Source organism: Bacteroides sp. 519, assembly GCF_010500955.1.
GTDB lineage: Bacteria > Bacteroidota > Bacteroidia > Bacteroidales > Bacteroidaceae > Bacteroides.
Map to the genome: position 1 here is coordinate 434,744 of NZ_QVMJ01000001.1, position 14,527 is coordinate 449,270.

A 14,527-nucleotide genomic window follows, 5' to 3' on the forward strand; every position below is an offset into this window, starting at 1 on the left:
CTAGGCCCTATTCAATTCAACCCCAGGCCAATGTGCCTGGGGTATGAAAACACACCTCCACAGTGATAAAAAAAACATTATGCGAACTGCTGTAAATAAAATAATAGTTTATCTTCTTCTGCTTCTCCCGTTTTTAGGCAGTTGCATTGGAGAGGGAGACTTGGATTGTGACCAATCCGAATTCGGAAGCGAACAATCACTAACTCTTCGTTTCCTTCATAACATCAATCCCGATTACAGTAATACCATACGCGATGTAATCGACTATATCGACCTATACCTCTATAAAGAATCGGGTGAGTTCTATCAAACCGTTCATCTTACCAAAGACGAACTGGAAGAAACCAACTATACCTATACTACCCGTCTTGATCCGGGTACTTACCGATTGGCTACCTGGATGAATGCCGGCGAAGCCTATAACATTGAAGATCATGAAGAGATAGGCACTGCCCGTATGCGAGTGATTTGCAACGGCGAACGTGAACTGTCCGAAAATACCCCTGCTGTTTTTTACGGATACGATGATAAACTATACGATATCGACTATGAAAACCAAGATGTTGTATTTACCATCAGCAAACATCCCGTAGAGAAAACAATTAACTTTGCCAAAAATACCAACCACATAGAAGTAGTAGCCAAGTTCGACCGCGTACTGATTGAAGGAACCGAACTGGATGTACGGATTGTTGGGCCAAACGGTATCTGTAACTTTGTGAATCGCTATGTAGATACTTGTCCTGATTACCTGTATTACCCACATACTACTACTACCCAGCAGCACGATCTTGATCCGCTTTTTGGATACAGGTACTATTACAGCCATATAACCAACTTTACCACCCAACGTTTGTGGCAGGGCGACGAGCTTGAACTGGTAATAACTTACACCAACTATAGCGGATACCCCGACGAACTGGCACGCTTTAAGCTTACCGACGAGCTGATTATGCAAAACCCGTTGTACAACAACAACTACCAGTTAGAACGATATGATAACTACCGTATTGTATTCTATTTTGATTACGATCGGGCATTTACCCTTACCGAAATTACAGTAAACGACTGGGTATTGATTAACCAGGAACAAGACCTGTAACCAAGGTTGAAAAATAACTAAACCCCTAACGTCAATGAAACATTTATATCTTATCATACTATCCATGTTGATGCTCGGTGCACAGTTTTCCTGTGTAAACGACTCACAGGATATTGGCCCTGATACTAATGATGATGATGGTGATGACACCGAAGTATCTGTTGATCCCGGAATTGTAAGAGATTTCAGCGAAGCAGTAACCGATTCCAGTTATATTGTGTTCCGTATATTGGCGTTCGATCATAACAAAAATATGAAGTGTACCCACAACTTTTATTATGGGTATGCCAACGACTCTATTTTTCGTTTCTATATTAAGAAAGGTACTTACGACTTTGTTTTTATTGCCAACGAAGTAAGCGACGAAAATGCCTCGCGTAAGCTTCAGCTAATAGGAAACCGCAATGCCGATAGAATTGATGAATTGAAAAACATATTCTTCGACCATACTGCTTTCGATAGCAAAAAGCATATTCCTATGGTGGCTGTTAAAAAAGAAATAGAAGTGCTGGGCGATACCTTGTATATGGACAACGGAACCCAATACGAGGGGGTGATGCCCATTGCCATGACACGGCTGGCTGTGCGGGTAGATGTTACACTAACCACCGAGGTTGAATTGGTAAAAAGAGATTTTCAAGAAATCAGTTTCACCAATATCCCTTCCCGGGTACCGTTGCTGGCAACCGAAGCCGATTGGACTACACCCATCCACAATGCCAATTTTGCTTCCGACCGAACCGGTTCGCCTTATATATATGTAAAAGCCAAAGGCGACAAACCCGATTGGGAGCAATACACCGAGGCAGGTGTTAAAAAATACAGGTGGAGTAAAGACCGTATTATAATACCTTCGTCAACATTTAGCGACCCAACCCAAGCAGCCAACGCAATAACTTTCAGAGCGAAACTGAAAAACAACCGAGAAGTAAAAGCACCGTTGGGATGGTACACACCCAATACAAGCGCAATAGACCCCGACCCCATTGAAACAACCCAACCCGATTACACTTTGCCACGAAACACACGCATTACGTTTAAGGGGGAGTTAACAGATTATATAAGGTTTGATATAACAATACGTGGTTGGGGTACAAGAGTGGATGTACCCGTAGAGAATGATTATTAATACGAATAATACAAATAAAAATTAATAACTTAATAATAAACAAGATGATGTTACAGAAAAAAAGTTTATGTGCCCTTTTTATAGGAGTTGCTCTTCTAAGTGCGTGTTCTTCAGACGAGATTGAAGATACAACAAATTGTATTCGTTTTGATTTGAATATAGAAGGCCAATTGGAGGCAGAAACCAGAGGAAAACCAGCAAATGGTACTACTACTGCTAATTATAGAAGCCAATCTTTTAATATGTTGGCTGTACAATACGAAGGAAATACAAGTGCACCTCTTGCTTCTGCTTTTGACAAAGCAACTGTTGCAGTTAATGCTTCTGGGAGCCATATTGCAAATAATAGTTACAAGAAAAACTGGCCCGACTATAATCTAACATTTTATGCTATGTCACCCTCATCAGCAGGAATGCTGCCTTCGACTACCACTGTTCCTACAGGTGCCAGCCCAACTTATCAAGCAGGTACACATACTATTGGTACAACATTTGGTACTCAAGCAGATCTTTTGTGGGCACGTACAGGTTCGGTAGGACCAGGTACAAATGGGGAGGTTACATTAACTTTTAACCATATTCTTTCGCGTATAACTTTCCAAGCTATAAAAACGTGTGATGATGTAGTGACAATAAAGAAGATTTCTATACTACAAGCATATAATAAAGCTAAAGGTAGATTTACCAATTCAGCTTTTACTTGGTATGATTTCTCTGATAGACAAGATTTTGCGATGAATTTTACTACTCCTGTAACAATAGCAAAAGCTACTAATTTTACAGGTGTACAATATCTTCGTCTGGGAACAGATACTTACAACCCCGATGCCAACGACAATAGTATGTTTATGTTCCCAATCAACACAGCAACCGGCAATCTAAATAATGTGTTTGGTACAACAGTGAAACTTGAAATAGAGTATACACTTGGTGGTGTACCTAAAAAGCATACCGAAAACATAAGTGGTTTAACAAGTACCCATAATTGGGCAATGGGAGCATGGACCAATTATCAGATAACCATTAATGCTAAATATATCACCTTTACACCTATTACTGTGCTTGGTTGGGGAGCGGCAATTAATGTACCCGTAACCGTAAACTAAGCAAAAAACAATACCAAATGAAACAAAGAATAAATATACACGTATTTCTGTTCGCAATATCATTGTATTTGCTTGGATGTACTAATGAGGACCATGTTGAGGAGTTGAACCATATTCAATTCGGCGTTTCATTACCAAGCAATACCAACACCCGTGGAAGTGTTATTGAGGGTGTTGGTCCAACTAGATTATTTGACGGCACAATGCAATTGTATGCATTACACACCGATAATGGCAGCGCCTATATAAATGGTGATAATGTAACTATGACTGTTTCTGGTGGTGTGCAAAGCACCACCTATCAAAAGAATTGGTCTGCACAAGCTCCACTTAATTTCTATGCTGTTACCCCACCAATGGCATTAGCTGTTGATGCTACAAATAAAAAATGTGCAATCACTTCCACTTCCCCATATATCATCCCCTCTAATGCTAAGGACCAGGTTGATTTAATGTTTGGCTCGGTTGGACCAAAATCCAGTGGTAGTGTAGGTTTTGAATTTAAGCATGCGCTTTCAAGAATTACTTTTCGACTATCTAAGAACGACGATTTGAATGGTAAAACCGTGGTTGTTGAAAAAGTAACTCTTAAAGGTTTGGACAATAACCGTGTAGGGAGTTTTCCTAGCGTTGGCGGCGTTTTTACATGGACTGGTACTGCAAGTGTAACAAATGCTCAGTCGTATGTTGTAGTAAACCAAACACTAGCAGTTACACCAACCACACCTGGTAATAATTATAGCGATAATATGTTTCTGTTTCCACACTCAACAAGCAGATTAAGTTCTGTAACATTGGATATAAAATTTGCCAGCACCAGTGCGCATAAAGCAGGTCAAACAGTTAGTGTACCAATTCCAACCACAACTGCATGGGAAGCAGGCAAGTGGGTAAACTATGATGTAGAAATTGCAGGAGAGGCAATAACCCTGTATGCAGTTGTAGACGACTGGACCGATGTGCCACAAACAGTTACTGACGGAATATATTATTTAACCGTTAGCCACGGTGATATGACTTTCGATTTTAATGGTACAAATGGGCATACCTTTGTTGTAACAGCCAAAACAAATCATCCTGATGGAATTAAGATGGAAAAAAAAGACATAAAAGGACCTGTGAATTTTTCAGGCAGTGATGGAGATATGACGAGGGAGTTTGACTTAAAGATTTATGCAGTTACAAATCCTCTAACGTGGGCTGGTACTGTAACAATAACTGCCGGAAAAAATCTAAAGAAGATAATAACGATAAAAAGAATTTAGGCATGAAACATCTTTTTTTGTATAAAGCACTGTTTGTTTGGTTGTTAATGTTTCTGTTAAGTGGTTGTGTAAACGAAGAAGATGATATAACCATGAACATAACCAAGAACGATGAAGTAAGCATTGCTGTAACTGTTCCGGAGCTGCAACTTCCTACAACACGTGCAATGACTGCCAATGAAGCGAAGATTACTACTTGTGATTTGCTTCTATTTGACAGTAATGGTACTATTATTAGTCACATAAAAGTTGCATCAACCAACATAATAAAAGGTACAGATGGAGATTATACATTTAAGTTTAACTGTGCCCACAATCCAAATGTAGTTACAATAGCTATTGTAGCCAATGCCGAGGCTGAGGTTACTACTGCTATTAATGGAAACACTACTAAAACAACTATACTGAATAACTTGATTTATACACAAACTGGTAAGTGGGGTGCTGGCACTCCTATACCTATGTATGGCGAAGTAACAGGACTAAATGGAATTACAGGAGGTGATGTACTGGGTAGCACTAGCAGCAGATGTTCACTGAAGCGTATGTTGGCCCGTGTTGATGTAACATCAACTGCGGCTGATTTTACAATTAATAAAATAACTGTGGCAAATAGCAATAATAGGGGTTATATAGCTCCATTAAGTTCATTGCCAGGATCTCAAGCTCCATTCGATCTGGTATATGGACAAAGTTCGTTATTAGCCGAAGCATATATTTGCGAAGCAGCTGCACCCACTGGTGTAACAAGCGATGTATGCCTTATTGTTGAAGGTACATATAAAGGAAAAACATATTTTTACCGTATAGATTTTACAGCATGTGAAAAAGATGGTAGTGGTAAAATAAAAGATGGCTACGGAAACCTGGAAGGCGACCCGGCTTTCGACCCCTCTTCCATTCCTTATATGGCTGTTAAACGTAATCATCTGTATAATTTTAGGATTACGAATGTTGAACCCGGATATGCCACATACACCGATGCAATCAATTCGTTGGGTATTAGAAATAACCTCAAAGTAGAGTTGCATGTTATTGATATGAACGATATGCAGCATATAATATATAGTGCCGGCGATGTATTGGCTGTTGGTAAAAACAGCAGCGACCAATCGAACGGATTATGGGTTGGAGATACCTTTTGTATTTACGATGAACCAGGGGATATAAAACTGAGTGTTAAAAGCAATTATTATACAAAAAAATGGACAGCCAAGCAAGATGCTGCTTCAACATCGTGGCTAGAACTCAAAACAGCAAGTGGCACAACTGATACTCCGTTGGAATTCTCTTTTCCCCGGCTTACAGCCGACAGCAACGAGAAAACCCAAAAACGCGAAGCCACAATAACCATTACGTCGGGCAGATTAACGTTGGTGTTTAAAATTTTACAAACAAGCTACATGTATGTGGGCTATTTTGGAGGCGAACTGAAAAAGAGTGCAGCAGGTGTGTGGAAGTATGAAAAGAAAGTATATGTTCAGCCTAACGATGAAGCGAAAAATCTATTATTGTCGGATAATGGAGCATGTAGCAATAGAAGAACCCATAGCGATTATGCATGGTTCACACCTGCAATACACCAGCTTATTGGAATTTGGTGTGTAACCAATAGTTTTCCACAAGATGCTAGCTTCCCGAATGTTAGTAGTTTGCCGAATGACAACCGATTGCACTATTTTTCGTATCTGAGTACTTCAATGAGGTATAATGTGAATGGGATTTTAAAACCTTTAGTTCAATATTTTGGTAATGTTCACAAACTGACGAATAATTCCAACTCAGAAGGGGGGGGAGATGTGGCTCTATATAACGATAGCAAAACATTTCATAATGCAGTACGTTGTGTGATAGAAAAATGAACATACAAGTCTTGTTGTTAGTAACCATGGTGTATATATTGTGGACACTGAATGCCTGTTCTATAGCAGAGGCAGAGTGTAGTAACTACACAGTTCGCCTCTTCTATCACTACAACCACGAAAACACCAGTCGCGAAAATGTATTGCCTCATTATGTAAAGTGGATAACGGCTTATATCTTCAACAGCGAAGGGGTGCTTTGCGCCATTCATCCGGTATTTTGGAGGCGAACTGAAAAAAAACAATGGCGTGTGGAAGTTTGAAAAGAAACTGTATGTGCAAGGCAGCGACGAAGCTACAGATATTGCATGGAATACCACAGATATTGCTATAGGTGCAACCAGTACATGGAATGGAAAGGCAAACACATTGGCTATGATTAATAGTATTGATGAAGCAAATAAGTTTACTGCCGCCAGTGTGTGTTATAAGAAAACAACTTATTGCAATTTGGTGTGCAACGAATGATTTTCCGCTAGCCTGCAAACTTAAAAAAATTGCATATTGGAGTTCAACAGAAGTAACAGAAGCTTCTGGTTCTAGCGCAATGAATATGTGGTTTGGTAATTTCCACCTTCTATATAGACCGGTTGAATCTGACCGGGGTGGAGAGGTGCAAATAAACAACAAAATAAAGCCATATTTAAGCAATGTAGTGCGTTGTGTTACAGAAGTTGAAGGTTAATTAATAAAACAGTAATAAAATGAAAACGAAAATTATAATAACAGTATTTGCCGTGCTTTTTGTTCAGGCTCTTTATGCACAAGAATTGTATAGAGACGGTAATAAAATAATTCTTGATTTAACTGAGGCTGCAGGTATGCCGGCGGGTTCAACAACAAATCAGTCAAAGACTGAACTTTTTGAGTTGTCGCCCAATACAACAGGTGTATATTTGGATAAAAACCTTGTTAATGGTTCTATTAATGCAACAGTGTTTGGAAAATTAGAAATTGCCCCTGCTGATCTTAACAGAGATGGTAACGGTTTTTATATACTTGATCCGGTGCGTATTTTTATTAATCCTGGCTGGATGATCGACGAGGCCAGATACCCTCACCTCTGGGCTGATGCTTGGAAGGGTTGTGTAAACCTAAACAAAGAGAGGGGAGAAGAAGGGTGGCGCTTACCAACACAACGTGAGCTATATTTAATAGCTATTTTTAATTCGGCTATAGCTGATTTTGTTGAGGAGATATACCCCGATTTTTATACTACCACGTTTTATACAGATAGATATGTGTCGGCTACAGAAGCTTACTATAATACTAATTATAACTACATGAGCATATATGTGTCAGGTAGTAATAATTTTATATCTTATCCATTATCTCCAAAGTCGCACAAAGGCTTTGTGCGTTGTGTTCGGGAAATACCACATTGATGTAGGTTAATAATCCCTCTGCCCCTCCCGCCAAGTTGGAGTAGCCACGGATTGCGCAGATGGCGCGGTTTTTAAAACACAGGTTTAATTCGTGTTTTAAAATCCGTGCTATTCGCGCAATCTGTTTTTGTATCATGCTTGTGGTACAAAAGTGTTTAACTAAGATACTCACCCTGCTTGGTAGAAACGTCCAAACATTATGTAATTGAACGCGATGGTAGCTATACCCAATACGAATTAAGCAATAAAAAATTTAATGTTTCTATAGAAGATAGTATCTTTACTGCAATAAAATGGTAAATTTGAAACGCAGATTAACGCAGATTAACGCGGATTAATAATCTGCGAAAATCTGCGTTAATCTGCGTTTCAAAACAAGAATAAAAACAATAAATAAACAAGAATGAAATACGCACTTGTAACAGGAGGGAGCCGTGGCATTGGTCGTGCAGTTTGCATACAATTAGCCGAAATGGGATACCCGGTAGTCATAAATTACGCATCGAACGAAGCAGCAGCTTTGGAAACCAAACGGTTGGTAGAAGAAAAAGGCGTAACAGCCGAACTACTTCCTTTTGATGTAGCATCGGTAGAAGAAGTAGATAAAGCCATTGATTCCTGGAACGAACAACATCCCAACGATTATATAGCCTTATTGGTAAACAATGCCGGAATACGCAGTGATGCTGTAATGGTTTTTATGGAAGACCAACAGTGGAACGATGTGTTAGGAATCAGTCTGAACGGCTTTTTCTTTGTAACCCGTAAACTCCTGAAGAATATGATTAGCAAACGGTTTGGGCGGATTGTTAACATTGTTTCTCTGTCGGGATTATCAGGCTTACCCGGACAAACCAATTATTCGGCTGCTAAAGCCGCAGTTATCGGTGCCACCAAAGCACTGGCCAAAGAAGTAGCATCGCGCAAAATAACCGTTAATGCTGTAGCACCAGGGTATATTGCTACCGATATGACTCAGGATCTTGACGAAAAAGCACTGAAAAGCCATATACCAGCCGGCCGCTTCGGTACACCCGAAGAGGTTGCCGCCGTAGTAGGATTCCTGGCCTCGGACCAGGCCGCATATATCACAGGAGATGTGATTTCTATTAATGGAGGGCTGTATACTTAAGGAGGGAAGGAGGTTAAAGAATAGAATTAAGAATTAAGGAGTTAAGGAGTAAGAATCCATGCGGCATCGCATTCTTACTCCTTAACTCCTTAATTCTATTCTCTACCTCCTTTACCTAACTTTACCTCCTTCTTTCCTTCAAAGCCCAGCCCATAAAGATTATCTATTAGTTACAAAAAAAATCGGAAGTTCTTCTCCCGATTCTTTTATTTGTTCCATGTTGTTTAACTTCTACTTCTGCACCAAATTACCTAACGACACTGGTGTGTCATTTTCTATCAGTTTAACCAGAGCCATTTCAGTATAAAGAACCTCGCCTTTTAATTTATAATTGGTAGATTCTACTGGCGTAAAATAAACATTCGGACGTTGAAAACTATACGTATATTTCACTGTTGTAGTTTGTCCATCTTCTGCAACTTCTTCATACGTACAATCTTTCTTTCCTTTAAAAGTTACACGTCGTGTAATTCCGCTCATAGTGCCCTCCCACGTGCTATTTTCGAGGGTTACCTTCTCTTCATCATACTCCCAACACCCGGACAACAGGAGTGGCAATATAAATAATAATCCAAATACAGTCTTTCTCATCCTTGTTTCAATTTGTTTTCGTTTACAAAAATACAGAAAAGAGCAGAGAAAAGCAAATTACTTTATTTACCTTTACCCTTTACTAACTTTAGCTTACTCAATTACTAATATGCCCGTTAATCGTAATGCTTTAATAAGATACAAAACAATAGATACTTGTTTGCGTAACCGATACCGCCGTTGGACCCTCGAAGATTTGATTGATGCCTGTTCTGATGCTTTATACGAGTACGAAGGTATTGATAAAGGAATCAGCAAACGCACCATTCAAATGGACATTCAAATGATGCGGAGCGAAAAACTAGGTTACAATGCTCCAATTGTAGTATACGACAATAAATACTATAAATATGATGAACCGGATTATAGTATAACCAACACCCCACTTACCGAGCAGGATTTAAAAGTAATGACCGAGGCGGTAGAAGTACTGCGACAGTTCAAAGCATTTACTAACTTCTCTGAAATGGGCGATATTGTTAACCGCCTTGAAGACCATGTTACATCGGTTAGGCAAAAAACAATCCCGGTTATTGATTTCGAAAAGAATGAAAGTCTGAAAGGGTTGGATTACCTGGATACCATATATCATGCCATAGTAAACAAACAAACCCTCGAGGTGAAATACCGATCGTTTAGAGCACGTTCGGCATCGGTTTTTGTATTCTATCCGTATTTATTAAAGGAATACCGCAACCGTTGGTTTGTTTATGGTACAAAACAGAAAGGTCCTTTGTTAAATCTGGCACTAGACAGAATTCATTCCATCACACCCCTCACAAACGAACCGTACAAGGAAAATACATTGTTCGATCCGTTAACTTTCTTCGATAACCTTGTAGGAGTTACCAAAAATGTAGGGCAACATGCTCAAACGGTTCGCTTTAAAGTTGATGCGGCAAATACACCTTATGTAGAAACAAAACCTATACATAAAAGCCAAACTGTTATTGAAAGATTGGAAGATAACTCTGTTATATTCGAAATAAATGTCATTATTAATCAGGAACTACAAAGGGAGTTTCTGGGATTTGCCGAAACGATAAAAGTACTTTCGCCTTCTACATTTGTTGAGTCGTTGGCCTATAAGATAAGAAAGGCCAAAAAAATGTACGACGAATAGAACGGATTATGTTCACTAAATCGAATATTTTCTTTAAGTTTGCCCGTTGAAAAAAAGAAATAAAAATGATGACTCCTGAAGTAAGAGAAAAACTGATAGACCGGGTACAAAGAAACCCTTATGTAAAGCATTTGCAAATAGAATTCACTACGGTAGAAGAAGGACTTGTTGAGGCTCGGATGCCTTTATTCGAAGAACAAAGACAATATAGTGGAGTAATTCACGGTGGTGTACTGGCTGCTTTTGCCGATACTGTTGCAGGCTTTGTTACATACACCCTAACCCCTGCCGACAAAGATGTACTGACAGCCGAATTAAAAACATCTTTCCTTCGTGCCACCTGGGGTAAGGAGTTAACAGCCAAAGGGTATATTATAAAACCGGGCCGGAATGTACATTTCAGCGAATGCGAAATATACTGCGAAGGTAAATTAGTGTGCAAAGCATCGGGTACTTTCAGCGTAGTACCTAAACAGGTATAATCCAAAAAGAGGATACCGAACGGTATCCTCTGGAAAGTAGTCGCTGTCTCAAATAATTCGTCGGAATTGTTTGAGGATCAACCCCCTCAAAATCATCATCAAACAATTATTCCTCAAACCATTAATTCATAAAGAACACAATATCTGAAACCACACAACTACTTTATATATTGTAAAGCTACTACATAAAAGAAATGCTTTTCCACCCCTAAAGGTTTGCTATCGGAGGTGAAATAATTGTTTTTTAGTGCTTGTTAAAGAGTTTTGGTTCAATTCGAGGCTTTTTTGAAACGCTGAGTTACGCTAAGTTACGCTGAGTTTGATATTATGCCGCATGGATTCCCCTCCTTGGCTAAGGAGGGGAATCCCATGCGGCATCGAAATAAAAACTCCGCGTAACTTAGCGTAACTTAGCGTTTCAACACCTATCTGAAATGAACTAAAAGTGAGGTAGATACTTTACTTCATTTTACATTAAAAAGATACAGAATACCTTTCATTAAGTGTGTTCTGTCTTCTTCGGATAAGATACTTTCAAAAGGAAATCCTAAAACGAAAGTCTTGTAGTTTTTTCCTTTATAAATAATCCCGGCAGATTCCATGCCACTGGTATAGGCAAATGCTGCATACGCACCTCCAACCGGAGCAATGCAATCCGGCTGAGGTACTGCATAAGTTGTTTCGTTTACTTTCCGGGGTATGGTAAAGTATTTATTTGCTCCGAATATCTCTCCTGAAAACGGGTTTTGCAATGTACCAGCCGGTTCATATTTAAGAACTTCACGCGTAAACTGCAGTTCGGTAGGAGATAGCATATCACTACCTATATAAGAACCACTTACAAGTATATTACCGCCACTTGTGCAGTATTGCCTGATAAGTTGCTGCATAACAGGAGTAAATGTTTTATATGATTTACTATAATAGTTATTATCCGGCGAAGCTTTTTCAAGCCCTAATATATAATCTACAACAGGATAATCTGTAAGGCGAACTATTCCACTTTCAACTGCCTCATCACTACAGGATACGAAAGAATAACCACCGGCTCTGCGAATAGCTTTACCATGAACAAAAGGGTAATCGAATGTATTGCCGGCTATTTTCACACCTATCAGTTCATCTTTGCTGTATCCCCAACCTTTTTCGGTTTCAATTCCACCATATTTACGTTCAAAGCCAGTTTGAATACCCGATAAGGAGGTTGTATATTGATAAGGTACACCGGGATCGCTTTCCAAATTGAATCCGGCTAACTCAGGGGTATTGATAACAGCAGGACCACTGAGGCGATCGAAACCATTGACTATTAAAACAGAACTTTTATTTATGGGCGATATATAGGCAGATAGAATCTCGGATGGAAAACTTTCGCCTCCTTTATTTATAGCTGATACTTTAAAACTATAAATTAGTCCGGGCTCTATTTTTACTGTGTGCGAAGTTCCTTTTACCAAAACGCCATTATCAAAGCCTCCATCTTCCAAGCGGGTATAGACCATATATCTTTGGGCTTTGGCTGTTGGTTCTAAAGGGTCTTCTTGTTCACGCCAGGTTAATTCAACAGTATTTTTCTTTCCGGGCTGTATAGCAAAATGGGTTACAGGCAGAGGTTGTACTACATAGTTGTTATCGTGCTGTGAAGATACAAAACGAAGAATGGATTTATATACCGAACGACTCATTGCAAACTTAAAGTTCGGATCGTGTCCTAACCGCATATCAGCAAAGTTCTGGTGCGATAGCATTTCGAGTATCATCGAAGGTACTCCTGGTATGCGGGTTTCGCCATAATTCTTATCCCACATACTGCGTCGTTGCCAGTTTGGAGTAAACAGTGTGCGAATATCTCTTTGAATATCCGTCATTACAATGTCGGCCAAATCGCGCGAAGCATATCGGGATATACCGCTATTTAATTTTCCATTATTAAAACCTGTAGTATATATACCAAGTGTACCTATTATATTATCTGTTTTGGAATAACCGGCATCACTATGAATTCCCATACTCATTACAAATGGAACACCCAATCCGCTTTCGGAAGGATTGTAAACGGAACCTCCGGATAAATAGTTTGTCATTGTTCCCCGCACAACAATGTCATCGGAGTAATCGTCATCCCGGCAAGCATAAACCGATGTTGGCATACCGGCCCATTGAGCCGAATAACGGGCAGCCTCCAGATAACGGGGTAAACCGCTTTTGCCTATACCACCACCAAAACGCACAGCATTGGCACTTATTATACCTTTTTCTTTGCTTTTGTTACTCAGAATTACCATACCATGATCGGATGATCTTCCTTTTTCGAAAAGGAAAGTACCAAGGTAAACCCATGTTCCTCCCCCTATCTGTTGGTTTACCAGAAATTCGGTTGAGCCGCCCTGATGATATACAATATAATTGGCATCGCTTACACTATTGGGCAGGGTTTGATAAGAAACATATACTGCATATTCGCCTGTTTCGGGAATATTGGGTACCCATTCGGCAAAGGCCTTGTGGCTCTTTTTTTCTGTTTGAACATGCCGTACATTGTTGTGACTTGTTGTCCACTTTCCTTTCTTGCTATTTTTATCAAGATATACCGATCCGTTGGAATTTCTATCCCTATTTACAATAACCTCGTTGCGCTGAATATCCCGTTCACGGGGAGTAAACACAACTGCACCGGCATTTTCAAGCATAGGAATGAGGTAGGGAACAACAAACGATTGGGTAAAAATATCCTCGCGGGTACAAAACAGTGGTGGTCGCTGCCACTTCCATTTATTTTCTTTTTTATCAAAATAATACCCATGGCTTTGCCATAGAGAAAGATGGTTGTTGTGTAAACCTGCTGGTATTTTATAAGGTCGGGAAGCATTTTCGACCCACGGATTATCTTTATAAATTACATTCGATAATCTTGTTTTATTTTTCTTCTTTTTACGGTAAAGATTTGGAATCAGTTCTTCAATAGATACTCCGTTTACATAGATGGTAATATCATAGTAGTTAACCGGCCCGGGGAGTACCTGTGCAATACGTTGATAAATGTTTTCTATGGTTTCGGGCAGAAAGGGTTGATAGCCGAAATTATCATTTGCATGGATAATAAGCCTCCGCTTATTGTGTTGAACTTCTACTTTATTAAGTTTGCATTTGCCTATATTGGCCTGAAAAGGAGTATATGTTTCGAAAAACTCCTGCAAACGTACTTCTACTGTTTGCTCTAATACCTGGCCGTGAACAAATAGGCTGCCTAACAAAAACAGGAAAGAAATGCAATACTTCTTCATTTGGTTTGGTTTGGTTTAAGCTGCAAACTTAATAAAAATATTATTCATACTATAGGATGGAAGGAG

The 14,527-nt window shown here is 39.4% G+C and carries 13 protein-coding genes; 11 read left to right on the forward strand and 2 right to left on the reverse strand.

What is annotated here, in order from left to right; translation table 11 throughout:
• Positions 1-43: 43 nt before the first annotated feature.
• From D0T85_RS02020 to fabG, 9 genes are all read left to right on the forward strand, one after another.
• On the forward strand, positions 44-1,102 hold the full coding sequence (locus D0T85_RS02020) for a FimB/Mfa2 family fimbrial subunit (RefSeq protein ID WP_163209662.1): 1,059 nt from the start codon (positions 44-46) through the stop codon (positions 1,100-1,102).
• A 34-nt stretch (positions 1,103-1,136) separates the two neighbouring features.
• A complete protein-coding gene (locus tag D0T85_RS02025) occupies positions 1,137-2,231 on the forward strand; it encodes a hypothetical protein (protein ID WP_163209664.1) in 1,095 nt (364 codons plus the stop codon).
• 44 nt (positions 2,232-2,275) lie between these two features.
• Entirely contained in the window at positions 2,276-3,337 is a 1,062-nt protein-coding gene (locus D0T85_RS02030; RefSeq protein ID WP_163209666.1) for a fimbrillin family protein, read from the forward strand.
• A 17-nt stretch (positions 3,338-3,354) separates the two neighbouring features.
• Entirely contained in the window at positions 3,355-4,602 is a 1,248-nt protein-coding gene (locus D0T85_RS02035; RefSeq protein WP_163209668.1) for a fimbrillin family protein, read from the forward strand.
• Between the two features lie 2 nt (positions 4,603-4,604).
• Positions 4,605-6,464 (forward strand): fimbrial protein, encoded by a 1,860-nt coding sequence (locus tag D0T85_RS02040; protein WP_163209670.1) that lies wholly within the window; start codon positions 4,605-4,607, stop codon positions 6,462-6,464.
• Complete coding sequence (locus D0T85_RS02045; protein WP_163209672.1) at positions 6,461-6,727, forward strand: hypothetical protein; 267 nt, start codon at positions 6,461-6,463, stop codon at positions 6,725-6,727. The genes D0T85_RS02040 and D0T85_RS02045 overlap by 4 nt, the downstream gene beginning before the upstream one ends.
• Positions 6,714-6,932: a hypothetical protein gene (locus D0T85_RS02050; protein ID WP_163209674.1), complete on the forward strand. Its 219-nt coding sequence runs from the start codon at positions 6,714-6,716 to the stop codon at positions 6,930-6,932. Before D0T85_RS02045 ends, D0T85_RS02050 begins: the two co-directional genes overlap by 14 nt.
• A gap of 236 nt (positions 6,933-7,168) precedes the next feature.
• Complete coding sequence (locus D0T85_RS02055) at positions 7,169-7,849, forward strand: DUF1566 domain-containing protein (RefSeq protein ID WP_163209675.1); 681 nt, start codon at positions 7,169-7,171, stop codon at positions 7,847-7,849.
• A 403-nt stretch (positions 7,850-8,252) separates the two neighbouring features.
• On the forward strand, positions 8,253-8,981 hold the full coding sequence (gene fabG / locus D0T85_RS02060) for a 3-oxoacyl-ACP reductase FabG (protein ID WP_163209677.1): 729 nt from the start codon (positions 8,253-8,255) through the stop codon (positions 8,979-8,981).
• A 231-nt stretch (positions 8,982-9,212) separates the two neighbouring features.
• On the opposite strand, the gene D0T85_RS02065 is transcribed toward fabG, so the two are convergent.
• A complete protein-coding gene (locus D0T85_RS02065) occupies positions 9,213-9,572 on the reverse strand; it encodes a hypothetical protein (RefSeq protein ID WP_163209679.1) in 360 nt (119 codons plus the stop codon).
• Between the two features lie 109 nt (positions 9,573-9,681).
• On the opposite strand from D0T85_RS02065, the gene D0T85_RS02070 reads away from it, so the two are divergent.
• Positions 9,682-10,695: a YafY family protein gene (locus D0T85_RS02070; protein ID WP_163209681.1), complete on the forward strand. Its 1,014-nt coding sequence runs from the start codon at positions 9,682-9,684 to the stop codon at positions 10,693-10,695.
• Positions 10,696-10,760: 65 nt separating this feature from the next.
• Complete coding sequence (locus D0T85_RS02075) at positions 10,761-11,177, forward strand: PaaI family thioesterase (RefSeq protein WP_239060619.1); 417 nt, start codon at positions 10,761-10,763, stop codon at positions 11,175-11,177.
• 464 nt (positions 11,178-11,641) lie between these two features.
• Here the strand turns inward: D0T85_RS02075 and D0T85_RS02080 are convergent, their stop codons facing one another.
• Positions 11,642-14,461: a xanthan lyase gene (locus tag D0T85_RS02080; RefSeq protein WP_163209683.1), complete on the reverse strand. Its 2,820-nt coding sequence runs from the start codon at positions 14,459-14,461 to the stop codon at positions 11,642-11,644.
• Positions 14,462-14,527: the final 66 nt, after the last annotated feature.